The sequence below is a fragment of the Bradyrhizobium sp. Bra78 genome, assembly GCF_024519855.1.
In the GTDB taxonomy this organism is placed as follows: Bacteria; Pseudomonadota; Alphaproteobacteria; order Rhizobiales; family Xanthobacteraceae; genus Bradyrhizobium; species Bradyrhizobium japonicum_G.
The window spans coordinates 690560-714887 of sequence record NZ_JALJRE010000002.1; the positions used below are offsets into that span (position 1 = coordinate 690560).

Sequence of the window (24328 nt, forward strand, 5' to 3'; positions counted from 1 at the left end):
AGGCGAGCCGCATGCGCCGCCTCTCATGTGCCGAGATAGGCGGCAAGCTCGTCAGGCGTACCCATTGGAAAGGCTTCCTTCAAAAAGTCGAGGAAGGCGGATACGCGCGCGCTGAGCAATCGCCGCGATGGGTAGAGCGTCCACAACCTGATCTCCGGTCCATCGACGTCACCCCAATGCACCAGCGTGCCGGCGGCGATGTCGTGGCTGACAAGAGAAACCGGCAGACATCCGGCGCCGACCCCGGCCCGGACAGCATCGCGCACCATGACCAGCGATGACAGGCGAAGGACAGGATCGACCGCGATGCGGGATCTTCCGACGGGGCCCGTCACGTCCCAAGCCTTAGTCCGATCGCCGGCTCCGCGAACGACTGCGGGAGCCACGACATTGTCCGTCGGTCGTTCCAGGTCAGGGCTCGCCACGACCACAAGCCGGTCGCGCAGAAAAATCCTACCGACAAGGCTCTCGTCCGGATCCGGATTGACCCGAATGACGAGGTCATAGGCTTCCTCCACCATGTCGACGGCCCGGTCTTCCGTCGTGATCTCGAGCCGGACCTCGGGGTATCTCAGCGCAAACGCGGCGGCGAGCTTGCCCATCGCGGTCTGGGAGAACAGCAGCGGTGCGCTGATCCGCAAGCTGCCCCGCGGCCTGTTGCCGCCCGAAGCGATCGCGGCTGCCGTCTCGTCGAGCTCGGTGAGCAGTGCGCCCGTCCGCTCGTAGAGGGCGCGTCCTTCCTGGGTGAGTTTCAGGGCGCGCGCGCCGCGCTCGAACAGGCGCAGGTCGAGCGTGGCCTCCAGCTCGGCGACCCGCCGGGACAGGGTGGCTTTCGGGCGCCCGGCGGCCCGTGCGGCCCGTCCGAACCCGCCGTGCCGGGCGACGAGATTGAAATCGGCGAGTGCGAGCAGGTCCATCGTTCCACCAGTGAGACAGTCTGTCTAGATATACCGTCTATCGGTTCAAATGTGGATCGCTAGTTTCCCGGATGTCTACTGACCCCAACCCGGAGTGATCCCATGACCATCCTCGTTACCGGCGCAACCGGCACCATCGGCCGTCACGTCGTCGAACAGCTCGTCAAGCGCGGCGCCGATGTCCGCGCCCTTGCCCGCGATCCCGCCAAGGCAAACCTGCCGGCGGGCGTCACCGTCGTGCGGGGCGATCTGCTCGACGTCGACTCGCTCCGCGGCGCTCTCTCGGGTGTCTCCACCCTGTTTCTGCTCAACGGCGTTGTACCCGATGAATTCACGCAGGCGCTGATTGCGCTCAACCTGGCCCGCGAGGCTGGCGTCGAGCGGGTCGTCTATCTCTCGGTGATCCACAGCGACCGCTACGTGAACGTGCCGCACTTTGCGGGCAAGTTCGGCGTCGAGCGGATGATCGAGCAGATGGGCTTCAACGCCACCATCCTGCGCCCCGCCTACTTCATGAACAACGATGTCACGATCAAGGATGTGGTGACCGGCTACGGCATCTACCCGATGCCCATCGGGAGCAGGGGGCTGGCCATGATCGATGCACGCGACATCGGCGAGATCGCGGCCATCGAGCTCATTCGTCGTGAGCGAGCCGCAGCGCCGCTTCCACTCACTCGCATCAATCTCGTCGGTCCCGAGACGCTGACCGGCGCGAAAGCCGCCGCGGTCTGGTCGGAGGTGCTGGGTCGCGCGATCTCCTATCCCGGTGACGATACCGCCGCCTTCGAGAAGAATCTCAGGCAGTTCATGCCGAGCTGGATGGCCTTCGACATGCGGCTGATGAGTGAGCGTTTCCTCACCGAGGGAATGGTCCCCGAGGCCGGCGACGTCGAGCGGCTGACCGCGCTTTTGGGCCGTTCCCTGCGCTCCTATCGCGACTTCGTCTCCGAGATCGCGGCCTCTGCCTGACGCGGCAAGTGTCGATCACATCAACAAGGATTACGATCATGATCTATTCGACCGCCACCGTTCCGGTGAATCCGCAAGGCGAGACGCCGCTGACCCGCGCGCAAGTCTGGCAAGGCCTGGTTCTCAAGGCCCGCGATGCGCGGCTGTTTCTTCCACCCGATCTTTGCACCCGCTGTGAGGTGGTGGAGGAGAGCGCGACGCACATCGTGCGCGAAGCCACGATCGCAGGCGACGATCTGCGCGAGATCATCAGCTTCGAGCCGGAGCGCAAGGTGACCTTCTTCCAGGCCGCCGGTCCGCGCGAAGGCGCGATCATCAACGAGCTGTTCGAGGGCGAAGCCGGCGCGCTGCAACTGCGGTTCTATTGCTACACGGGCCTGCGCGGCAAGAAGCCCTTCGGCCCCGAAGAGCAGGCCGAACAGGCGCAGTTCGACAGCGACACGGGCTACAAGGCCGCCCTGCTGTCGACGCTGAAGCGCACACAACAATTGCTCGCCGAAGGCAAGCTCTGATCATCACAACAAACGTGAACCACGGGACTGCCTCTCCGGAGGCATCCCGAGGCCACGCCCTTGATCAGCGCGCGTGCAACATTGCGAGCAGGACGACCACGACGCAGGCGAGCGCCGCCGTGGTCAGCTTCCAGAACATCAGCGGACTGCGCTCCAAAAGCGGCGTGATCCGCGTGTCGAGATAGGCCGGATTGGGCGTGCGAAGCTCGAAGACGAATTCGGACAGGTCCTCGTGCCGCTTGTAGGGATCCGGATGGAGCGCGCGCCTGAGCGCGCCGTCCACCCACGCAGGCACGTTGCGGTTGTCGTCGGCCGAACGGTACTTGAGCCTTCGCACGTCCGACTTGCGCCGGATCCTGGCGACCTGCGTGCCATAGGGAAGCTTTCCCGTCAGCATCTGGTAGCAGATCACGGCCAGCGAAAACATGTCGGAGCGCGGCGAGCCGCCCTCGCCGAGAAAATATTCCGGCGCCGTGTACTGGACCGTACCCAGGATGTCGTCGACCTCGCCCAGCGGCGCGGCCTCCGCGACGCCCGCCACCCTGACCGATCCGAAATCGATGATCTTCGCGGTGCCGGTCTTGTCGATCAGGATGTTGTCGGGCCTGAGATCCTGATGCAGCATCTCCATGCGATGAAAGGCGCGCAGGCCCGAGGCGATCTGCTCGATCAGTCCGCGCACGGTTTCGAGATCGGGGCGCGGATTGTCGGTCATCCACTGCCTCAGGGTCTGGCCTTCGACGAATTCGGTTGCGACATAGAGATAGCTGCGCCGCCGCGACTGTGACAGCGGCTTCAGCACGTGCGGACTGTCGATCCGGCGCGCAATCCACTCCTCCATCAGGAAGCGTTTGAGATAGGCGGCATTGTCGCGCAAATCGATCGACGGCAGCTTGAGCGCGACCGGCTGCTCGGTCTCGGCGTCGACGGCAAGGTAGATATGGCTGCGGCTGCTGCCGTGGATTTCCCGGACGATCCTGTAGCCGTCGAACATCGCCCGCGGCTCCGGCAGCGGAGGCAGCGGCAATTGTGAGGTCTGATTGAAGATGCCGGCCGGCTCGCGCTGCGGTACCGCATCGATACGGAGGATCTGGACGGTGATGTTGTCGTCGCTGCCGCGCCGGTAGGCTTCCTCGACGATCGCCTTCGCCGCCCCGTCGAGCTCGGCTGCATGCTCGCCGAGCGCGTTCGTGATGAAGCGCGCATCGACGAATTCATAGGCGCCGTCGGTCGCCAGCAGGAACGTGTCGCCGGCCTCGATCTCGAAACTCTGGTAATCGATCTCGAGCTGCGGATTGATGCCGAGCGCGCGGCCGAGATAGGTCTGCTCTGAGGAGACGATGATCCGGTGATCGTCGGTCAACTGCTCGAGCGCCTTGCCGGCGACGCGGTAGACCCGACAGTCGCCGACATGGAAGATGTGCGCGGTGGTCGCCTTGATGACCATGGCGCTCAGCGTGCAGACGTAGCCCTTGTCGCGGTCATAGGCGTATTGGCTCTTGCGCGTCTGCGCATGGAGCCAGGAATTGGTCGCATCCAGAACGCGGCGCGCGGAGGTCTTCACCGTCCAGGATTCCGACGTGCAGTAATAGTCCATCAGGAAGCTCTTGACCGCCGACTCGCTGGCGATCTGGCTCACCGTGCTGCTGGAGATGCCGTCGGCGAGGACGGCCGCAATGCCCTTCAGGCTGAGCATCGGCTCGTCCGGAATCAGGACGCCGTGAAAATCCTGGTTGACGGGCTTGCGACCCTTGTCGGAATGCTGGCCGACCGAGATGTGAAGTCCGCGGGTCATCGTCATCACCGGCAGAAGGGAGCCTCACCCTGCTCGGGCGAGGCTCCCCTGTCGAGACGTTGTTTGATCAGGCCGCGACGCGGGGATGCGTGGCCTTGCCGGGCTGGCGCTTCGGCAGGGTCATGACGTGCGTGGCGTAGAGCGTCATGCCGGTGAAGGCGAGACCGCCCACGAGGTTACCCAGCACGGTCGGGATCTCGTTCCAGATGAAGTAGTCCATGATCGAGAACTTGGCGTGGAGCATCAGCCCCGACGGGAACAGGAACATGTTCACGACGGAATGCTCGAACACCATGTAGAAGAACACCAGGATCGGCATCCACATCGCGATGACCTTGCCGGGGACCGACGTCGAGATCATGGCGCCGACGACACCGGTCGAGACCATCCAGTTGCAGAGCATGCCGCGAATGAACAGCGTCGCCATGCCGGCCGCGCCGTGCGCTGCATAGCCGAGCGTTCGGCCTTCGCCGATATTGCCGATCGCCGCGCCGACCTTGTCCGGGTCCTGCGTGAAGCCGAAAGTCGTGACGAAGGCCATCATGAAGGCCACCGTAAGGGCGCCCGCGAAATTGCCGATGAAGACAAGACCCCAGTTCCGCAATACGCCGCCGACGGTAACGCCGGGGCGCTTGTCGATCAGCGCCAGCGGCGCCAGCACGAACACGCCGGTCAAAAGGTCGAAGCCCAACAAATAGAGCATCGAGAATCCGACCGGGAACAGCAACGCGCCGATGATCGGCTGGCCCGTGTTCACGTTGATGGTGACGGCGAACCAGGCAGCGAGCGCGAGGATGGCGCCGGCCATGTAGGCCCGAATGATGGTATCCCGGGTGGACATGAAGATCTTGGATTCGCCCGCATCCACCATCTTGGTGACGAATTCCGAAGGCGCGAGATACGACATCAATGGTTCCTTTTGCTTCGTAAGTGAGATCGGCACGCCCTGGAGAGCGTGGCTGAACGTCATTGGGCCGTGCGGACAGCTCTGCCGCGCACGAGGGCTATGGAAGGTTGGAAGCCTTGGGAATCGCGTCACAACGACAGAGCCGGGAAAGGCCGCGAAGCAGGTGAGCTTCCGGGCTGCAGCCGCCAGAGGCTGCAACATTGCGGTCAAGCCGCAGTCTTCGTTGACGTGAATTTAAATGCAAGTCGCGTGCCGTGTGCAGACCTCAGAAAAATCAAGCAATATCAATATGATATAGATTTTCATGATCCGGCTTTTGCGAGCAGTGCGGCCTTTTGCTTGAGCGATTGCACAACTCTTGTGCGACGCACAAGTATTGAGCAGGCCGCAAATTTCGCGAGCGGAAAATGCCTGCGACAGGCTTCACGCTGTTCAGAAGCTATTGATCTTTAAACGTTTTCGGCGACACCGCGCTTGGCACGAAGCTTGAATGGTTCCATGCCGACGCCATTGAAGCCGTCCCGCGAGACTTCTCATCCGATTTTGCTGACGCCACCAGACGGGGGACCCCCCGTCACGCGTTCGCACGCGCCCTTTTCTGGCGCCACGGACGGACGGGCTGCTCGTGCGCACTGACGCAATCATTCGCAACGACGCAAAGGACGACACCAGCATGACCAAGCGCATTCGCCGGCCTTCGGATACTGGCCTCAGCCGCCGTCAATTGTTGAAGGCCACTGGCAGCACGGCCGCTCTTCTTGCCGCCGCCAAGCTGAATTTCCCCGCCGGCGCGTTCGCGCAGGACGCCGGCCCCGAGGTCAAGGGTGCCAAGCTCGGCTTCATCGCGCTGAGCGATGCTGGCCCGCTCTTCGTCGCCAAGGACAAGGGCCTGTTCGCCAAATACGGCATGCCCGACACCGACGTGCAGAAGCAGGCCTCCTGGGGCACCACGCGCGACAATCTCGTGCTCGGCTCCGAAGGCAACGGCATCGACGGTGCGCATATCCTCACTCCGATGCCGTATCTGATCTCGGCCGGAAAGGTCACGCAGAACAACCAGCCGACACCGATGTACATTTTGGCGCGGCTCAATCTCGACAGCCAGTGCATCTCGGTCGCCAATGAATATGCCGACCTGAAGCTCGGGGTCGATGCATCGCCCTTCAAGGCGGCGCTGGAGAAGAAGAAGGCTTCCGGCAAGGCCGTGAAGGCGGCGATGACCTTCCCCGGCGGCACCCATGACCTCTGGATCCGCTACTGGCTCGCCGCCGGCGGCATCGATCCGGACAAGGACATCGAGACCATCGTGGTGCCGCCGCCGCAGATGGTAGCGAACATGAAGGTCGGCACGATGGACTGCTTCTGCGTCGGCGAGCCCTGGAACCTGCAACTGATCCATCAGAACATCGGCTACACCGCGATCACGACCGGCGAGCTCTGGAACAAGCATCCGGAAAAATCCTTCGGCATGCGCGCCGCCTTCGTCGACAAATACCCCAAGGCGGCAAAGGCGCTGCTGATGGCGGTGATGGAAGCCCAGCAATGGGCGGACAAGGCTGAGAACAAGGCCGAGCTCGCCGCCATCATGGGCAAGCGGCAGTGGATGAACTGCCCGGTCGAAGACGTGCTCGACCGCACCGCCGGCAAGTTCGACTACGGCATCCCCGGAAAGGTGGTGGAGAACTCCCCGCACATCATGAAGTACTGGCGCGACTTCGCCTCCTACCCGTTCCAGAGCCACGACCTCTGGTTCCTCACCGAGGACATCCGCTGGGGCAAGTACGAGGCGAATTTCGACACCAAGGCGCTGATCGCCAAGGTCAACCGCGAGGACATGTGGCGCGACGCGGCCAAGGCGCTCGGCGTCGCGAGCGCCGAGATTCCGACCTCCACCTCGCGCGGCAAGGAGACATTCTTCGACGGCAAGGTGTTCGATCCGGAAAACCCGGCTGCTTATCTGAAGTCGCTCGCGATCAAGCGCGTCGAAGTCTGATGGAGCCAGCGGCCGCCTTCGGGCGGCCGCATCGTCTTTTGAAGCCGGAGAGATTGCGATGAACATGCCTGCCACGAAGATGGACATTGAGACCGCAAAGCCCGCCGGCGCGGCCGCGCCGGTCGTCGCGATGACACCGAAGCGGCCGCCGCGTTCGGAGACTTACGCGCGGATGGCGCGGGAGACCGCCGTGCGCGTCATCCCGCCGCTGGTCGTGGTCGCGCTGCTCATGCTGGTATGGGAGCTGGTCTGCCGCCGCGCCGGCTCGGCGCTGCCGCCGCCGTCAAAGGTGTTCAAGGACACCAGGGAATTGATCCTCGACCCGTTCTTCGACCATGGCGGCATCGACAAGGGTCTGTTCTGGCACCTCTCCGCCAGTCTCCAGCGCGTCGCGCTCGGCTATTCGCTCTCTGCCATCGCCGGCATCGCGCTCGGCGTCCTGGTCGGGCAATCGGTCTGGGCGATGCGCGGGCTCGATCCGCTGTTCCAGGTGCTGCGCACGATCCCGCCGCTCGCCTGGCTGCCGCTGTCGCTCGCGGCGTTCCGCGACGGCCAGCCGTCTGCGATCTTCGTCATCTTCATCACCTCGATCTGGCCGATCATCATCAACACTGCGGTCGGCATCCGCAACATCCCGCAGGACTATCGCAACGTCGCCGCGGTGGTGCAGCTCAACCCGCTCGAGTTCTTCTCCAAGATCATGATCCCGGCCGCCGCGCCCTACATCTTCACGGGACTCCGCATCGGCATCGGCCTGTCCTGGCTCGCGATCGTTGCCGCGGAAATGCTGATCGGCGGCGTCGGCATCGGCTTCTTCATCTGGGACGCCTGGAATTCCTCGCATATCAGCGAGATCATTTTGGCGCTGTTCTATGTCGGCATCATCGGCTTCGTGCTCGACCGCCTGATCGCGGGTCTCGGCAAGGTCGTCACCCGCGGCACCGCGCAGAACTGAGAGGAGAGGGCCCATGACCGCCTATCTGAAGCTCGACCATATCGACAAGGTCTTTACCCGCGGCGCCGCTTCCACGGAGGTGCTGAAGGACATCAACCTCACCATCGAGAAGGGCGAATACGTCTCGATCATCGGCCATTCCGGTTGCGGCAAGTCGACCCTGCTCAACATTATCGCGGGACTGACCAACGCCACCACCGGCGGCGTGCTGCTCGAGAACCGCGAGGTGAACTCGCCGGGGCCGGATCGCGCGGTGGTGTTCCAGAACCACAGCCTGCTGCCGTGGCTCACGGTGTACGAGAACGTCAGGCTCGGCGTCGACAAGGTCTTCGCCAGGACCAAGACCCGCGCCGAGCGCGACGCCTGGGTCATGCACAATCTCAACCTCGTGCAGATGGCCCATGCCAAGGACAAGCGGCCCTCGGAAGTCTCCGGCGGCATGAAGCAGCGCGTCGGCATCGCCCGCGCGCTGGCGATGGAGCCAAAAGTGCTGCTGCTCGACGAGCCGTTCGGTGCGCTCGACGCGCTGACCCGTGCGCATCTCCAGGACTCGGTGATGGCGCTGCATCAGAAGCTCGGCAACACCATTCTGATGATCACCCACGACGTCGACGAGGCCGTGCTGCTGTCCGACCGCATCGTCATGATGACGAACGGGCCGAGCGCGCGTATCGGCGAGGTGCTGGAGGTGCCGCTCGCGCGCCCGCGCAAGCGGCTCGAGCTCGCGACCAACACCACCTATCTGAAGTGCCGGCAGCGCGTGCTCGAATTCCTCTACGAGCGCCATCGCTTCGTCGAGGCCGCGTAAACGCGTCGTTAACGCGTGAAACGCCGCGCCTAATTCGAAGCCACCAAGCTCAATCCTTGTGCGTCGCACAAGGATTGAGCGAATCGCAAAATTTGCATGCGAAATTGGCCTGCAAACATTTCGGGCAATTCGAACAAGCCTCTGAATTCCCTGTATTTCCCGATAACGCGCAACTGGCACGGAAATTGAAATGCTTTAGCGCGACGCCAACGACGACGTCCCTCAACATCATCAATCAGCATCGTAACTCGCCACCGGGATGAAGCCCCGGAGCGCGCCTCCGTGGCCGGAGGCTGAGCCTGCAACGACGCAGCGGTGAGACTGGAAGGGATATTCTTCAATGACCAAGAGTCCGACTGGAAATCAAACCTGGATTTCTGACTGGCGCCCCGAAGATGAGGCGTTCTGGAATGCGACCGGCAAGACCATCGCGCGACGCAACCTGATCTGGTCGATCGTGGCCGAGCATATCGGCTTTTCGGTCTGGCTGATCTGGAGCATCGTCACCACGAAGCTGCCGCAGGCGGGCTTCCATTACACCACCGACCAGCTGTTCCAGCTCGTCGCCGTGCCGGGCCTGATCGGCGCGTTGATGCGCTTTCCCTACACCTTCGCGGTGACGACGTTCGGCGGCCGCAACTGGACCATCTTCAGCGCGGCGATCCTGTTCATCCCGACGCTCTCGCTCGCCTATTTCGTGAGCCAGCCGGATACGCCGTTCTGGCTGATGCTGCTGATCGCCTCGACCGCCGGTCTCGGCGGCGGCAATTTCGCCTCCAGCATGACCAACATCTCGTTCTTCTTCCCCGACAAGATGAAGGGGTGGGCGCTGGGCCTCAACGCAGCCGGCGGCAATATCGGCGTCTCCAGCGTGCAGCTGCTGACCCCGATCCTGATGACGCTCGCGGTCATCAACCTGTTCCAGGCCACTCCGGTCGACGGCGTGTTCCTTCAGAACGCCGGCCTGATGTGGGTGCTGCCGATCGCGATCGCGGTGTTCGGCGCGGTGTTCTTCATGAACAACCTGACCACGGCGAAGTCGTCGATCAGGAACCAGCTCGCGGTGGTCAAGCGCAGGCACACCTGGATCATGGCATATCTCTATATCGGCACGTTCGGATCCTTCATCGGCTACTCGGCCGCGTTTCCGCTGCTGATCAAGACCCAGTTCCCGCAAGTCACGATCGCGATCGCGTTCCTGGGGCCGCTGGTCGGCTCGCTGTCGCGCCCGTTCGGCGGCTGGCTCGCCGACAGGATCGGCGGCTCGGTCATCACGTTCTGGAATTTCATCGTGATGGCAGGCGCCACGGTCGGCGTGCTCTACTTCGTCGGGCAGAAGGATTTCATCGGCTTCCTGTCGATGTTCCTGATCCTGTTCGTGACGACGGGCATCGGCAACGGCTCGACCTACCGCATGATCCCCTCGATCTTCCGCGAGCAGAATTTGTTCAGGGTGCGTGGCAAGGGCGATGCGGAGCGCGCGATCGCGTTGAAGACGGCGAGCATCGAGAGCGGCGCGGCGGTCGGCTTCATCGGCGCGGTCGGCGCCGTCGGCGGCTATCTGATCCCGAGCGGCTTCGGCAAGTCGATCGCGCTGACCGGCGGCCCGCAGCTCGCGCTGGCGATCTATCTCGGCTTCTACGCCTCCTGCCTCGCACTGACCTGGTGGTTCTACCTGCGTCGCAGCCCGCAGGGCGAAGGCGCGCCAAGCCTTGCTGGAGCAAGGGTGTAACGCTTGGTACGAATCTCGCTTCTCCCCGTACGCGGGGAGAAGCATTGCCCGACAGTTTGACCATGAACCTGGTTCGCAATGGCGCGCACCAAGGCAAACCCAACAGGCAGGAGAATATCATGACGCCAGAACAGATCACCCTCGTCCAGCAGAGCTTCGCCAAGGTCGCGCCGATATCGGAAACGGCCGCGGTGCTGTTCTACGACCGCCTGTTCGAGGTGGCGCCGTCCGTGCGTGCGATGTTTCCCGAGGACATGACCGAGCAGCGCAAGAAGCTGATGGGCATGCTCGCCGCCGTCGTCGGCGGCCTGTCGAACCTGGACTCGATTCTTCCCGCGGCCTCGGCGCTCGCCAAGCGTCACGTCGCCTATGGCGCCAAGGCCGAGCACTATCCCGTGGTCGGCGCGACCTTGCTGTGGACCCTGGAGAAGGGGCTCGGCGAAGCCTGGACGCCCGAACTCGCCACGGCCTGGACCGATGCCTATGGCGTGCTGTCCGGCTACATGATGTCCGAAGCCTATGGCGCCAAGGCGCAGGCTGCCGAATAGGAGATGCCTTGTGAGTGAACCGCTGGTCATCGTCGGCAACGGTATGGCGGCCGCGCGTCTGGTCGACGAGCTCGCCAAGACCGCGCTCGGCCGCTACGCGGTCGCCGTGATCGGCGAAGAGCCGCGGCTCGCTTACAATCGCGTGCTGCTCTCCTCCGTGCTGGCCGGCGAGACCGGCTCGCACGAGATCGAGCTGCGGCCGGCCGACTGGTGGCGCCATCGCGGCGTCACGGTACGTTACGGCTATCGCGTCACCGAGATCGACACCGGCCGCCGCGAGCTCAAGATCGAAGGCGAAGAAAGCATGGAATATTCCAAGCTCGTGCTCGCCACAGGCTCGACCCCGCTGCGGCTCAACGTGCCGGGCGCCGATCTTGCCGGCGTGCACACTTTTCGCGACACCCGCGATGTCGATCTGCTGCTGACGCTCGCCGCGGCCAGGAAACGCGTCGTCGTGGTCGGCGGCGGTCTGCTCGGGCTTGAAGCGGCTTACGGTCTTGCCAAGGCCGGCGCCCCGGTGACGCTGCTGCACCTGATGGACCGGCTGATGGAGCGTCAGCTCGATGCGCCCGCGGCCGATCTGCTGAAGACGCTGGTCGAGCGCAAGGGCATCCGCATCCTGCTCGATGCATCGACTGCCCGTATCCATGGCGAACGTCACGTCGAGGCCGTCGAACTTGCCGACGGCACGCGTATCGAGGCCGATGCGGTCATCTTCGCCGCCGGCATCAGGCCGAATGTGGCGCTTGCCAGGGATGCCGGTATCGCGGTCAACCGCGGCATCGTCGTCAACGACGAGATGCAGACCGCCTCGCCGGACATCTACGCCCTCGGCGAATGTGCCGAGCATCGCGGCACCTGCTACGGCCTGGTCGAGCCCGCCTACGAGCAGGCGCGCGTGCTGGCGCGGCATCTTGCCGGTCGGCCCGCCGCCTATCCGGGCAGCGTGGTCTCGACCAATCTGAAGGTGTCGGGCGTCAGCGTGTTCTCGGCCGGCGATTTCATGGGCGGGGAGGGCAGCGAGAGCCTCGTGCTGTCAGATCGCAGGCGCGGCACCTACAAGAAACTCGTCATTGCCGACGGCCGGCTCACCGGCGCCGTGCTGATCGGCGATACCGTCGATGCGCTCTGGTATCTCGAGCTGATCCGCAATCGCGACAAGGTGACGGCGATCCGTACCGACATGATGTTCGGCCGCGCGCTGGCGCGTCCTTCCAAGGCGGCTTGACAAGGCGGGTTGATATGACAGCGATCGATCCCACGCTCCGCACCACCAAGACGACCTGTCCCTATTGCGGCGTCGGCTGCGGCGTGCTGGCGACCCCCGACGGCAGGGGCGGCGCGGCGGTCGTCGGCGATCCCGATCATCCCGCCAATTTCGGCCGGCTGTGCTCGAAGGGGTCCGCGCTCGGCGAGACCGTCGGGCTGGAAAGCCGTCTGCTCTATCCGATGATCCGCTGCAAGGGCGCGCTCGAGCGCGTTGCCTGGAGCGATGCGCTTGACCACATCGCCCATCGCATGCAGCACATCGTCGCGCGCGACGGCGCCGACGCGGTCGCGTTCTATCTCTCCGGCCAGCTCCTGACCGAAGACTATTACGTCGCCAACAAGCTGATGAAGGGCTTTGTCGGCACCGCCAATGTCGACACCAATTCGCGGCTCTGCATGTCGTCCTCGGTCGCCGGTCATCGCCGCGCCTTCGGCGCCGACACCGTGCCCGGCTGCTATGAGGATCTCGACGAGGCCGATTTGCTCGTGTTCGTCGGCTCGAACGCGGCCTGGTGCCATCCGGTGCTGTTCCAGCGCATGCTGAAGAACCGGCAGGAGCGCGGTGCGCGCATGATCGTGATCGATCCGCGCCGCACCGATACCGCCACGGACGTCGACCTTTTTCTCGGTCTCAAGCCCGGCACCGACACCGCGCTGTTCTGCGGCCTGTTCGTGCATCTCGTCGACCATGGTGCGCTCGATCAGGACTACATCGCGCAATACACCTCGGGCTTCGACGACGCGCTGGCGCGCGCACGCAACATCGCCGGCAGCGTCACCGCGACTGCGCTGGCGACGGGGCTGTCCGAGCAGGACATCGCGACCTTCTTCAAGATGTTCCGCGACACGCCGCGCGTCGTGACGCTCTATTCGCAGGGTGTCAACCAGTCGGCGCAGGGGACAGACAAGGTCAACGCGATCCTGAACTGCCATCTTGCCACGGGCCGTATCGGCAAGCCCGGCGCCTCGCCGTTCTCGCTCACCGGCCAGCCCAACGCGATGGGCGGCCGCGAGGTCGGCGGCCTCGCCAACCAGCTCGCCGCGCACATGAACTTCACGCCGCCCGACATCGACCGTGTCAGGCGATTCTGGAAGGCGCCGCGCATCGCCACCCATGAGGGATTGAAGGCGGTACAGCTGTTCGAGGCCATCAATCGCGGCGAGGTCAAGGCGCTGTGGGTGATGGGCACCAATCCGGCGGTGTCGTTGCCCGACGCCGACTTCGTGCGCGAAGCGCTGAAGAAGCTCGAGCTGTTCGTGATCTCCGAGAACGTGCTCTCCAACGACACGGTCGAGGCCGGCCCGCATGTGCTGCTGCCGGCGCTTGCCTGGGGCGAGAAGTCGGGCACCGTCACCAACTCCGAGCGCCGCATCTCGCGCCAGCGCTCGTTCCTGCCGGCACCGGGCGAGGCGCGGCCGGACTGGTGGATTCTCAGCGAGACCGCCAAACGTCTCGGCTTCGGCGACAGCTTCAATTACAAATCCGCCGCGGATATTTTCCGCGAGCACGCGGCGCTCTCGGCGTTCGAGAACAATGGCAGCCGCGACTTCGATATCGGCGCGCTCACTGCGCTGTCCGATGATGGGTTCGACGCCTTGGACCCCGTGCAGTGGCCTGCCCGCGAAGGCGAGGCACCGGGCGAGCGCTTCTTTGCCGGCGGCGGCTTCTTCACCAATGACGGCAAGGGCCGTTTCGTCGCGCCGGAAGTGCCGGCGCTGCGCGGCGAGACCGGGCCGTCGCGGCCGCTGCGGCTCAACACTGGCCGCATCCGCGACCAGTGGCACACCATGACCCGCACGGGCCTCAGCCAGCGGCTGGGCGCGCATCTGCCCGAGCCGTTCGTCGAGATTCATCCCGACGACGCCAGCAAATACAGCATCGCCCATGACGGCTTCGCCCGTATCACCACCGATTACGGCCAGTGCATCCTGAAGGTCGTCGTCAGCGACCGCCAGCAGCGCGGCACGCTGTTCGCGCCGATCCACTGGAGCGCGATGAATGCCTCGCACGGCCGCGTCGGCGCGTTGGTCGCACCGTTCACCGATCCGTTCTCGGGGCAACCGGAATCCAAGGCGACGCCGGCCGCGATCGCACCGTATGAATACGTCTTCCGCGGCTTTGCGCTGTCGCGCAAGCAGCTCGATCTGCCGCCGAACCTGATGTGGACCCGCGTCACCGTGAGCGGCGGCTTCGGCTATCTGTTCGCCGACAATGCGGATCTGTCGCGCTGGCCGGCCTGGCTCGACAGCGTTGCCGGCGAGGACGTCGCCGACTATCGCGATTTCGGCGGCGGCGTCTACCGCGCGGCGTCGTTTGTGGGCGACCGCATCGAGACCTGCCTGTTCGTCGGCCCCGCGCATGATGCCGGCGATTGGGAGGTGGTGAAGAGCCTGTTCGTGGCCGACCACGTCACCGACGAGCAGCGCCGCATGCTGCTGTCCGGCAAGTCCAGCGAGGGCGCAGCTTCGACGGGTCCCGTCGTCTGCGCCTGCTTCGGCATCGGCCGCGGCACCATCTGCGACACCATCGTCGCAGGCGCCCGCACGGCCGCCGAGATCGGCGCAAAGCTCAAGGCCGGCACCAATTGCGGCTCCTGCATCCCGGAGCTGAAGCGCCTGATCGCAACGACGGAGGTTGCGCCGGTGAAGCAGGCCAAGCTCGCGGGCGCCGCGGGCTAGGCGCTGCTCTCGCCGTCGTCATTGCGAGCCAACGGGTCCGCGCGAAGCGCGGCCCGATGACGGGCTCCGTGAAGCAATCCGGAGTTCCTCCGCGGTGGGCAGTCTGGGTTGCTTCGCCTCCGCCTTCGCTCTTCGAGCTACGGCGGACAGGGCGCTCGTAACGACGGGGTTGATGGAGGCGTGCTTCCTATCTTTCCGTCGTCGTCCACCCATTGCCCCGATCAGTTGCTGAAGCGCACCGCCGCCACCATCTACTGCGGCAACATCTCCCTGTGGTAATGGGTCCTGGCTTTCGCCAGGACGACATAGATTTCGGAGACGAACATGAACACACATGCCTTCGGCAAGACCGGCGCCAACGTCTCCGTCATCGGGCAGGGCACCTGGTATCTCGACCACGGCGACCGCAAACGCGCCATCGCTGCGCTTCAGCGCGGACTCGATCTCGGCATGACCCATATCGATACCGCTGAAATGTATGGCGATGCGGAACTCGTCATAGCCGATGCGATCGCGGGCCGGCGCGACGACGTGTTCCTGGTTTCAAAGGTGCTGCCGAGCAACGCCTCGCGGCGCGGAACCATCACCGCGTGCGAGCGCTCGCTGAAGCGGCTGAAGACCGATCGTCTCGATTGCTATCTGCTGCACTGGCGCGGTTCCTATCCGCAGGAAGACACCGTGGCCGCCTTCGAAGAGCTGGTGAAGGCTGGCAAGATCAAATCGTGGGGCGTCTCCAATTTCGACGCAGACGATCTCGACGAGATGCTCGATGTCGCCGGCGAAGGCCGGATCGCCTGCAACCAGGTGCTCTATCATCTGAAGGAACGCGCGATCGAGCATGCGGTGATCCCGTGGTGCGCGCAGCATGGTGTCGCCGTGGTCGCCTATTCGCCGTTCGGTCATGACGATTTCCCAGCTGATGGCAGCAAGGGCGGCGCCGTGCTGGCGCGCATCGCAGAGGCGCGTCGTGCGACACCGCGTCAGGTCGCGCTGAGCTTCCTCACCCGTGCGACTACGGTGTTCGCGATCCCGAAGGCATCGTCTTCGGAACACGCCGGCGAAAATGCCGCGGCCGGCGATCTCATGCTGACGAAAGAGGAGATTGCTGCGCTGGATGCGGCGTTTCCGCGCGGTCCGAAGCCGCGCGGCCTGCCAATGCTGTAGTGCAGCAAACGGGCAAATTAACGGAGTATTGACGCGCGCGGACCTCAGCGCATATCGGCATCCTGTTTTCGGAAGTTGTGAAACCGGCGCATTTGTCGTTTTTTAAGGCCGTCCCCGATTCGCATTTTCCAGAGTTCCAGCCGTGACTCCGCCGCCCGCCGCAGCCGTTAGGCTCGACAGTATTTCCGTGCCCATGCCCGAGAAGAAGAGCGTCGGCCGTCGTGCTCCTGCGCGCGTCGATCATCCCTTCAAGGGCATCGCGCTTGTGCTGCTGTCGACGATCTTTCTAGGTTGCTCCGACGTCACCGCGAAATATCTGTCGACGAGCCTGCCGTCGATCGAGATCACCTGGATCCGCTTCGTGACGTTCGCGCTGATGTTCACGCCGGTGATGCTGCCGGGCTCGCCGCTGCATGCGATGCGCACCGAGCGCCTCGGCCTGCAACTGATGCGCGGTGCCGCGCTGCTCGGCTCCTCGCTGTTCTTCATAACGGGCCTGAGCTTCCTCCCCATCGCGGAAGCGTCCGCGACCGGCTTCGTCTCGCCGCTGTTCGTCACCGCGCTGTCGATCGTCTTCCTGAGCGAGAAGGTCGGTATGCGCCGCTGGATCGCGACCGCGATCGGCCTGACGGGCGTGCTGATCATCCTGCGGCCGGGCTCCAGCGCGTTTCACGTCGCCGCGTTCTTCCCGATCATCTCGGCATTCTGCTGGGCCGCGGCGCTGATCCTGACGCGCATGATGAGCGGCCGCGAAGCCGTCCTCACCACCATGGCCTATTCCGCGCTCACCGGTCTTGCGATCCTCAGCGTGATGGTGCCGTTCGTCTGGGTGACGCCGACCTGGACTGCAATCGGGCTTGGCATCGTGATCGGCGTTGCCTCGACCGTCGGCCAGTGGATCATCGTGTTGGCCTATCGCTACGGCGATGCCTCGGTGCTGGCGCCGTTCTCCTACACGCAATTGCTCTGGGTCAGCATTCTGGGCTTCTTCATCTTCGGCGAAGTGCCTGATGTCTGGACCGTCGTGGGTGCGGCCTTCATCGTCGCCAGCGGTCTCTACATCGCCCACCGCGAGCGCGTCCGCCGTGCCCAGCTCCTGGTGCTGGAAGAGCGTTCCCCAAACGCCTGACGCAATATCACGGCTTCCGCTTCGTGCTATCAACGGCTCCAACAACACGGGAGGAGCCGGATGCGCGCTGCGATCTTCAGGAACGGTGAGATTATCGTCGACGAAATGGCCGAGCCGACGCCGGGCAACGGCCAGGTGCTGGTCAAGACGCTCGCCTGCGGCATCTGCGGCTCCGACCTGCACGCGCGCCAGCACGCCCATCGCATGGTGGAGATGGCGCGAAAGACCGGGCGCAAGCCGATGGACCTCACCCGCGACGTCGTGTTCGGCCACGAGTTCTGCTGCGAGATCGTCGACTACGGCCCCGGCACCGCGCGCAAGCTGAAGCCCGGCACACGCGTCTGCTCGCTGCCAGCGCTCGTGACGCCGCAGGGCATCGAAGGCATCGGCTATTCCAACGACAATGTCGGCGGCTATGCCGCGGCGATGCTGCTCAGCGAGCCGCTGCTGCTCGAAGTACCCAATGGACTTGCGCCCGAACATGCCGCGCTGACCGAGCCTCTCGCCGTCGGCGTCCACGCCGTGGCGAAAGCCAACATAAGCGGTGGCGAAGTGCCGCTCGTGATCGGCTGCGGTCCGGTCGGGCTGGCGGTGATCGCGGCGCTCAGGATCAGGGGCCTGCATCCGATCGTCGCCGCCGACTATTCGCCGGCGCGGCGCGCCCTCGCGGCCAGGCTCGGCGCCGATATCGTGGTCGATCCAAAAGTGTCGCAGCCCTATGCGACCTGGGCCGAGCATGCGCAGATGTCCGAGGCCGAGAAGGCGGCGCGGCCGCCGCTGCAGGCGATGCTGCCCGCACTCAAGCCCGCGATCATCTTCGAATGCGTCGGCGTGCCCGGACTGTTGCAGCAGGTGTACGAGGGCGCGCCGCGCGATGCCAGGATCGTCGTGGTCGGCGTCTGCATGGAAAGCGACAAAAGCGAGCCGATGCTCGGCATCATGAAGGAGCTCAACGTCCAGTATGTGCTCGGCTACACGCCGGACGAGTTCGCAGCTTCATTGCGCCTGATCGCCGAAGGGCAGGTGGATGCGGCAGCGATGGTGACGGCGCAAATCGGCATCGATGGCGTCGCAAAAGCCTTCGCCGACCTCGCCAATCCCGAGGCGCACACCAAGATCATCGTGCAGCCGTGGCGGTGACGGTCCTGTAGGATGGGCAAAGCATAGCGTGCCCGCCATTCCCATCACAAGCGCGGACGCATGGTGGGCACGGCGCTACGCGCCTTTGCCCACCCTGCGAGATCTTCTTCAGTACTTCGACGGCACGTACATCTCCGGCGGAATTGGGCCGCGGTGATAGTCCGGATTGCGGACGCGCGGCGGCAGCACCACCGGCACGCGTGCGACCTCCTGGTACGGCATCTGGCTCAGGAAGTGAGCGATGCAGTTGAGCCGGGCGCGCTTCTTGTCCACGGCATCCACGATCCACCACGGCGAATCCGGCAGGTGCGTGTGCTCCAGCATCGTCTCCTTGGCCTTGGTGTACGCCTCCCAGCGGCTGCGCGCCTCGACGTCCATCGGGCTCAGCTTCCACTGCTTCAGTGGATCCCTGATGCGCATGCTGAAGCGGAACTGCTGCTCGTCGTCGGTGATCGAGAACCAGTACTTGACCAGGACGATGCCGGAGCGGATCAGCAACCGCTCGAACTCCGGCACCGTCTTGAAGAACTCCTGGTACTCGTCCTCGGAGCAGAAGCCCATCACCCGCTCGACGCCGGCGCGATTGTACCAGCTGCGGTCGAACAGCACGATCTCGCCGCCGGCCGGCAGGTGCGAGACGTAGCGCTGGAAGTACCATTGCGTGCGTTCGCGCTCGCTCGGCGCCGGCAGCGCGGCGACGCGGCAGATCCTGGGATTGAGGCGCTGGGTGATGCGCTTGATGACGCCGCCCTTGCCGGCGGAGTCGCGGCCCTCGAACAGCACGACGACCTTCTTCTTTTCGCTCTGCACCCAGTCCTGGAGCTTCACGAGCTCGCCCTGGAGCCGCAGCAACTCCTTGAAATAGAGCCTGCGATCCACCGTCGGACTGAGCGTGTCGTTCTCGTCCAGGAGCTCGTCGAGCCGGCTGTCGTCCAGCTCGAGCTCCAGCTCCTCGTCGAGATTGTCGGCCATTTCCTGGTAGATGCGCTCGCGCATGGCGGTGGTGGGGCGATCGGCTGCGGTCATGGGTCATTCTCTCGGCTCGGGTGCCAATCCCCACGACCATCGATGGGGTTTATTGCGCCCATGTGACACCGGCGGCCGGCCGGTTCCGAAATGGGCCGGGCAAGCCGTCACACCGGCAATGCGATCGAATATTTGACCTGGCTCAGCGCAAAGCTCGACTCGATCGAAGCGATGCCGTCGAGCCGGGTCAGCTTGGTCTTCAGGAATGTCTCGTATGACGCGAGGTCGGCCGCGACCACGCGCAGCAGGTAGTCGCGGTTGCCGGTCATCAGATAGCACTCCAGCACCTCGTCCCATTTCGAGATCGCGCGCGCGAAGCGGTTGAGGTCCTCCTCCTTCTGCCGCGCCAGCTTGATCGAGATGAACACGCTGACATGCAGCCCCAGCGCCTTCTGGTCGACGGTCGCGATGTAGCGCGAGATCACGCCGCGCTCCTCCAGCAGCTTGACCCGGCGATGGCAGGGCGAGACCGAGAGCCCGACCTTGTCGGCGAGTTCCTGCATGGTCAGTCGGCTGTCGTTCTGGAGCAAGGCGAGGATCTTGCGGTCGATGGCGTCGAGGTCCGGCATTGGGATGAAACCTGTATTTTGTGGGCATGCTTTGGTAAATTATCCCAATATCAGCGGGTATGGCGCGAAAAATTGAGAAGTTTGGCGCGCTCCGCAGGGGTATGATCGGGGCCTTGTTTTCCGGAGCATCGCCATGCCCGTTGAGTCCGCTCGCCTTGAAACCCTGACCGCGCTGGCCCGCAAGGCGCTGTGGCTGTCGTCATGGACCATCCACCACGCCAACCACATCCGCCCGAACTCGGACGGCCTGAAGGTCGGCGGCCACCAGGCCTCGTCAGCCTCGTTGGCAACCATCATGTCGGCGCTGTATTTCCACGTGCTGAAGCCCGAGGACCGCGTCGCGGTGAAGCCGCATGCGAGCCCGGTGTTTCACGCCATCCAGTATCTGTTCGGTCGCCAAACCCGCGACAAGCTGGAGAATTTCCGCGGCTTCAAGGGCGCGCAATCCTATCCTTCCCGCACCAAGGACGTCGACGACGTCGACTTCTCGACCGGCTCGGTCGGCCTCGGTGTCGCGCAGACGCTGTTCGCCTCGCTGGTGCAGGACTACGTCAAGGCGCATGGCTGGATGAAGGATCGCCGCGAGGGGCGGATGATCGCGCTCGTCGGCGACGCCGAGATGGACGAGGGCAACATCTTCGAGGCGCTTGCGGAGGGCTGGAAGCACGGCCTGCGCAACACCTGGTGGGTGGTGGACTATAACAGGCAGTCGCTCGATGCCGTCGTCCGCGAAGGGCTCTGGGAAAAATTCGAGACCATGTTCCGCAATTTCGGCTGGGACGTGGTGATCGTGAAATACGGCCGCCTGATGCGCGAGGCCTTTGCCGAGCCCGGCGGCGAGGCGTTGAAGCGCTGGATCGACAATTGCCCGAACGCACTCTATGCGGCGCTGTGCTTCCAGGGCGGCGCGGCCTTCCGCAAGCATCTGCACGACGAGATCGGCGACCAGGGCCCGATCACAAGGCTGATCGACAAGCGCAGCGACGACGAGCTGCTGGCACTGATGTCGAATCTCGGCGGCCACGACATGGCGAGCATGCTGGAAGCCTTCGAATCCATCGACCACGACCGCCCGGTCTGCTTCATCGCCTACACCATCAAGGGCGTCGGCCTGCCGTTCCAGGGCCATAAGGACAATCATGCCGGCCTGATGACGGTCGCGCAGATGGAGAAGTATCGCGAGAGCCAGAATATCCGCCCGGGCCACGAATGGGACAGATACGAGGGCCTCGCGCAGGATGCCGCCGAGCTCGACGCCTTCCTCGCGCGCGTGCCGTTCAACCAGGATGGCCGCCGGCTGACCGCGCCCGTGGTCGAGGTGCCCTCGCAGCTCGCGTTCAAGCCATCGGCGCAGATGTCGACCCAGCAGGGCTTCGGCCTCGTCCTGAACGAGATCGCGCGCGACGACAGTGAACTCGCCAGCCGCATCGTCACGACCTCGCCCGACGTCACCGTCTCGACCAATCTCGGCCCCTGGGTGAACCGCCGCGGCCTGTTCGCGCGCGGCGAGAAGGCGGATTTATTCCGCAGCGAGAAAATTCCCTCCACCTTCAACTGGGACTTCTCGCCCAAGGGCCAGCATCTCGAGCTCGGCATCGCCGAGATGAACCTGTTCATCATGCTCTCCGCACTCGGCCTGTCGCACCAGATCAACGGCGAGCGGCTGCTGCCGGTCGGCACGCTCTACGATCCCTTCATCGAGCGCGGGCTCGATGCGCTGAATTACGCCTGCTATCAGGATGCCCGCTTCATGGTGGCGGCGACGCCGTCCGGCATCACGCTCGCACCGGAAGGCGGCGCGCACCAGTCGATCGCGACGCCGCTGATCGGCATGGCGCAGGACGGCCTTGCCTCGTTCGAGCCGGCCTTCGTCGATGAGCTCGCAGTGATCATGGGTTGGGGTTTCAACCACATGCAGCGCGATCCGGGCGAGGGTGGTTCCGTTTACTTGAGGCTCTCGACGCGCAGCATCGAGCAGGCGCAGCGGATCATGACGCCGGAGCTGGAGCAGGGCATCACCGACGGCGCCTATTGGCTGCGCAAGCCGGGCCCGAATGCCGAACTCGTGATCGCCTATACCGGCGCGGTGGCGCCCGAAGCGATCGAGGCGACCGGCTTCATCGGCGAGAGCCGCCGCGACATCGGCCTGCTCGCGATCACCTCGGCCGATCGCCTGCATGCTGGCTGGACCGCCGCGCGAAAATTGCGGCGCGATCGGCGCGGCGTGCAGCATCTCAGCCACATCGAAAAGCTGCTGGCGCCGCTGCCGCGCGACTGCGGCATCGTGACCGTGATCGACGGCCATCCGGCAACCCTCGGCTGGCTCGGCAGCGTTCGCGGCCACCGCGTCGAGGCGCTCGGCGTCGAGCAGTTCGGCCAGACCGGCACCATCGCCGACCTCTATCGCCACTACGGCATCGACGCCAACGCCATCATCGATGCGGCCGAAAGTCTCACCACCGGCGCGCCGGTGCTGCATCGGAAGATGGCAGTGTAATGGAAATAGCGGGGTCGTCATTCCGGGGCGCGCGAAGCGCGAGCCCGGAATCCATAGCCACCATCGGGAGTATGGAGTCCGGGCCCGAGCCAAGAGGGCGCGTCCCGGAATGACGACCGAGGGAGCCTTGCCTCGTTCCCGCCATCGGCTCATATAACCTCCGTCCGCCGCAACGCTGGCCCCGCATATGGCGGGTTCAATTGCCGGCGCTTTCGTGCAAGGATGCCTGCCGAAACGCCCCCCAAGCCCCCAAGAAGAGGTTAACGATGGTCAATCGCATGCAATTCTACATCGACGGCGCCTGGGTCGATCCCGCCGTCAAGAAGTCGACCGCCGTGGTCAATCCGGCGACGGAAGAGGCGATGTACGAGGTTGCGCTGGGCTCCAAGGCCGACGTGGACAAGGCCGTTGCCGCCGCCAAGCGCGCCTTTGCAACCTTCTCCCAGACCAGCCGCGAGGAGCGTGTCGCGCTGCTCACGAAAGTCATCGAGATCTACAAGGGCCGTCTCAAGGAGATCGGCGCCGCCGTGTCCGACGAGATGGGGGCGCCGCTGCCGATGGCCGAGAAACTCCAGGCCGGTGCTGGCCTCGGCCATCTCATGACCACGCTCGACGTGCTCAAGAACTATCATTTCGAGGAGCCGGTCGGCACCGCCATGGTGCTGCGCGAGCCGGTTGGTGTGGTCGGCATGATCACGCCCTGGAACTGGCCGCTGAACCAGATCGCCTGCAAGGTCGCGCCCGCGCTTGCCGCCGGCTGCACCATGATCCTGAAGCCGTCGGAGTTCACGCCCACCTCGGCGCTGATCTTCGCGGAGATCCTCCATGAAGCCGGCGTGCCGAAGGGCGTGTTCAACCTCGTCAACGGCCTCGGCCCCGAGGTCGGCGCCGCCATGAGCGAGCATCCGGACATCGACATGATCTCGTTCACGGGCTCGACCCGCGCCGGCATCGACGTTGCCAAGCGCGCGGCGCCGACCGTGAAGCGCGTCAGCCAGGAGCTCGGCGGCAAGTCGCCGAACGTCATCCTCGAAGGCGCCGACCTCACGAAGGCGGTGACCGGCGGCGTGATGCACATGTTCAACAACTCCGGGCAGTCCTGCAACGCGCCCTCGCGCATGATCGTGCCGGCCTCGAAGATGAAGGAAGTCGCCGCGATCGCGAAGGCTGTCGCCGACAAGACCAAGGCCGGCGATCCCCGCGCCGAAGGCACCACCATCGGCCCCGTCGTCAATCGCGGCCAGTGGGACAAGATCCAGGGCCTGATCAAGAAGGGCATCGACGAGGGCGCAACGCTCGTCGCCGGCGGCCCGGGCCTGCCCGAGGGCGTCAACAAGGGCTTCTACGTCCGTCCGACCATCTTCGCCGACGTCACCCCCGACATGACGATCGCCCGCGAAGAGATCTTCGGACCGGTGCTGACCATCATCGGCGCCAAGGACGAAGCCGAGGCCGTGCAAATCGCCAACGACACGCCCTATGGGCTCGCGGGCTACGTCACGGGCGCTTCGGTCGAGGACGCCAAGCGCGTCGGCCGGCAGATCCGCGCCGGAAACGTCAACCTGCAGGGCGTGCCCAACGACCGCACCGCGCCGTTCGGCGGCTACAAGCAGTCGGGCAACGGTCGCGAGTGGGGCAAGTACGGCCTCGAGGACTTCCTCGAAGTGAAGGCGGTCGCCGGCTTCAACGCGGCGTAAGCGTTAGCTCCTGAACAGA

Annotated in this window: 19 protein-coding genes; 14 read left to right on the top strand and 5 right to left on the bottom strand. The window is 64.7% G+C overall.

Annotated features, from left to right (window positions below; all coding sequences use genetic code 11):
* Positions 1–23 precede the first annotated feature (23 nt).
* A complete protein-coding gene (locus tag OC450_RS07240; protein ID WP_262047535.1) occupies positions 24–917 on the bottom strand; it encodes a LysR family transcriptional regulator in 894 nt (297 codons plus the stop codon).
* Positions 918–1019: 102 nt separating this feature from the next.
* On the opposite strand from OC450_RS07240, the gene OC450_RS07245 reads away from it, so the two are divergent.
* Both OC450_RS07245 and OC450_RS07250 read left to right on the top strand, forming a co-directional pair.
* Positions 1020–1889: an SDR family oxidoreductase gene (locus tag OC450_RS07245; RefSeq protein ID WP_262047536.1), complete on the top strand. Its 870-nt coding sequence runs from the start codon at positions 1020–1022 to the stop codon at positions 1887–1889.
* A 38-nt stretch (positions 1890–1927) separates the two neighbouring features.
* Positions 1928–2401 (top strand): SRPBCC family protein, encoded by a 474-nt coding sequence (locus OC450_RS07250; protein WP_262047537.1) that lies wholly within the window; start codon positions 1928–1930, stop codon positions 2399–2401.
* Between the two features lie 64 nt (positions 2402–2465).
* On the opposite strand, the gene OC450_RS07255 is transcribed toward OC450_RS07250, so the two are convergent.
* Positions 2466–4202 (bottom strand): bifunctional protein-serine/threonine kinase/phosphatase, encoded by a 1737-nt coding sequence (locus tag OC450_RS07255; RefSeq protein WP_262047538.1) that lies wholly within the window; start codon positions 4200–4202, stop codon positions 2466–2468.
* Positions 4203–4263: 61 nt separating this feature from the next.
* On the bottom strand, positions 4264–5103 hold the full coding sequence (locus OC450_RS07260) for a formate/nitrite transporter family protein (protein ID WP_211382674.1): 840 nt from the start codon (positions 5101–5103) through the stop codon (positions 4264–4266).
* Between the two features lie 673 nt (positions 5104–5776).
* Between OC450_RS07260 and OC450_RS07265 the strand changes: the two genes are divergently transcribed.
* From OC450_RS07265 to OC450_RS07310, 10 genes are all read left to right on the top strand, one after another.
* Entirely contained in the window at positions 5777–7096 is a 1320-nt protein-coding gene (locus tag OC450_RS07265) for a CmpA/NrtA family ABC transporter substrate-binding protein (protein WP_262047576.1), read from the top strand.
* Between the two features lie 58 nt (positions 7097–7154).
* A complete protein-coding gene (gene ntrB, locus OC450_RS07270) occupies positions 7155–8051 on the top strand; it encodes a nitrate ABC transporter permease (RefSeq protein ID WP_262047539.1) in 897 nt (298 codons plus the stop codon).
* 13 nt (positions 8052–8064) lie between these two features.
* Complete coding sequence (locus tag OC450_RS07275; RefSeq protein WP_262047540.1) at positions 8065–8859, top strand: ABC transporter ATP-binding protein; 795 nt, start codon at positions 8065–8067, stop codon at positions 8857–8859.
* Positions 8860–9199: 340 nt separating this feature from the next.
* Positions 9200–10591, top strand: a complete 1392-nt coding sequence (locus OC450_RS07280; protein ID WP_211382678.1) for an MFS transporter — start codon at positions 9200–9202, stop codon at positions 10589–10591.
* A gap of 119 nt (positions 10592–10710) precedes the next feature.
* Positions 10711–11139, top strand: coding sequence for a globin family protein (locus OC450_RS07285; RefSeq protein WP_211382679.1), 429 nt, complete (start codon positions 10711–10713; stop codon positions 11137–11139).
* A gap of 10 nt (positions 11140–11149) precedes the next feature.
* Positions 11150–12367, top strand: a complete 1218-nt coding sequence (locus OC450_RS07290; RefSeq protein ID WP_211382680.1) for an NAD(P)/FAD-dependent oxidoreductase — start codon at positions 11150–11152, stop codon at positions 12365–12367.
* Positions 12368–12381: 14 nt separating this feature from the next.
* Complete coding sequence (locus tag OC450_RS07295) at positions 12382–15087, top strand: nitrate reductase (RefSeq protein WP_262047541.1); 2706 nt, start codon at positions 12382–12384, stop codon at positions 15085–15087.
* Between the two features lie 324 nt (positions 15088–15411).
* The gene (locus OC450_RS07300) at positions 15412–16251 is read left to right on the top strand and encodes an aldo/keto reductase (protein ID WP_211382682.1); all 840 of its coding nucleotides are present in this window, start codon (positions 15412–15414) and stop codon (positions 16249–16251) included.
* 187 nt (positions 16252–16438) lie between these two features.
* On the top strand, positions 16439–17380 hold the full coding sequence (locus OC450_RS07305; protein WP_211383524.1) for a DMT family transporter: 942 nt from the start codon (positions 16439–16441) through the stop codon (positions 17378–17380).
* 60 nt (positions 17381–17440) lie between these two features.
* Positions 17441–18520 carry a zinc-binding dehydrogenase gene (locus tag OC450_RS07310; RefSeq protein ID WP_262047542.1) on the top strand — a complete coding sequence of 360 codons (1080 nt, stop codon included), beginning with the start codon at positions 17441–17443 and terminating at the stop codon, positions 18518–18520.
* A 108-nt stretch (positions 18521–18628) separates the two neighbouring features.
* Here OC450_RS07310 and ppk2 read toward each other — a convergent pair whose 3' ends face one another.
* Both ppk2 and OC450_RS07320 read right to left on the bottom strand, forming a co-directional pair.
* Positions 18629–19546, bottom strand: a complete 918-nt coding sequence (ppk2, locus tag OC450_RS07315) for a polyphosphate kinase 2 (RefSeq protein ID WP_262047543.1) — start codon at positions 19544–19546, stop codon at positions 18629–18631.
* A 107-nt stretch (positions 19547–19653) separates the two neighbouring features.
* Entirely contained in the window at positions 19654–20115 is a 462-nt protein-coding gene (locus tag OC450_RS07320) for an Lrp/AsnC family transcriptional regulator (protein ID WP_014497003.1), read from the bottom strand.
* 133 nt (positions 20116–20248) lie between these two features.
* Between OC450_RS07320 and OC450_RS07325 the strand changes: the two genes are divergently transcribed.
* A complete protein-coding gene (locus OC450_RS07325) occupies positions 20249–22612 on the top strand; it encodes a transketolase (protein ID WP_262047544.1) in 2364 nt (787 codons plus the stop codon).
* A 266-nt stretch (positions 22613–22878) separates the two neighbouring features.
* Positions 22879–24309, top strand: coding sequence for an aldehyde dehydrogenase family protein (locus OC450_RS07330; RefSeq protein WP_211382686.1), 1431 nt, complete (start codon positions 22879–22881; stop codon positions 24307–24309).
* Positions 24310–24328: the final 19 nt, after the last annotated feature.

Coding starts and splice junctions, on each gene's coding strand:
- OC450_RS07240 (WP_262047535.1), bottom strand. CDS start 917: ATGGACCTGCTCGCACTCGCCGATTTCAATCTCGTCGCCCGGCACGGC.
- OC450_RS07245 (WP_262047536.1), top strand. CDS start 1,020: ATGACCATCCTCGTTACCGGCGCAACCGGCACCATCGGCCGTCACGTC.
- OC450_RS07250 (WP_262047537.1), top strand. CDS start 1,928: ATGATCTATTCGACCGCCACCGTTCCGGTGAATCCGCAAGGCGAGACG.
- OC450_RS07255 (WP_262047538.1), bottom strand. CDS start 4,202: ATGACGATGACCCGCGGACTTCACATCTCGGTCGGCCAGCATTCCGAC.
- OC450_RS07260 (WP_211382674.1), bottom strand. CDS start 5,103: ATGTCGTATCTCGCGCCTTCGGAATTCGTCACCAAGATGGTGGATGCG.
- OC450_RS07265 (WP_262047576.1), top strand. CDS start 5,777: ATGACCAAGCGCATTCGCCGGCCTTCGGATACTGGCCTCAGCCGCCGT.
- ntrB (WP_262047539.1), top strand. CDS start 7,155: ATGAACATGCCTGCCACGAAGATGGACATTGAGACCGCAAAGCCCGCC.
- OC450_RS07275 (WP_262047540.1), top strand. CDS start 8,065: ATGACCGCCTATCTGAAGCTCGACCATATCGACAAGGTCTTTACCCGC.
- OC450_RS07280 (WP_211382678.1), top strand. CDS start 9,200: ATGACCAAGAGTCCGACTGGAAATCAAACCTGGATTTCTGACTGGCGC.
- OC450_RS07285 (WP_211382679.1), top strand. CDS start 10,711: ATGACGCCAGAACAGATCACCCTCGTCCAGCAGAGCTTCGCCAAGGTC.
- OC450_RS07295 (WP_262047541.1), top strand. CDS start 12,382: ATGACAGCGATCGATCCCACGCTCCGCACCACCAAGACGACCTGTCCC.
- OC450_RS07300 (WP_211382682.1), top strand. CDS start 15,412: ATGAACACACATGCCTTCGGCAAGACCGGCGCCAACGTCTCCGTCATC.
- OC450_RS07310 (WP_262047542.1), top strand. CDS start 17,441: ATGCGCGCTGCGATCTTCAGGAACGGTGAGATTATCGTCGACGAAATG.
- ppk2 (WP_262047543.1), bottom strand. CDS start 19,546: ATGACCGCAGCCGATCGCCCCACCACCGCCATGCGCGAGCGCATCTAC.
- OC450_RS07320 (WP_014497003.1), bottom strand. CDS start 20,115: ATGCCGGACCTCGACGCCATCGACCGCAAGATCCTCGCCTTGCTCCAG.
- OC450_RS07325 (WP_262047544.1), top strand. CDS start 20,249: ATGCCCGTTGAGTCCGCTCGCCTTGAAACCCTGACCGCGCTGGCCCGC.
- OC450_RS07330 (WP_211382686.1), top strand. CDS start 22,879: ATGGTCAATCGCATGCAATTCTACATCGACGGCGCCTGGGTCGATCCC.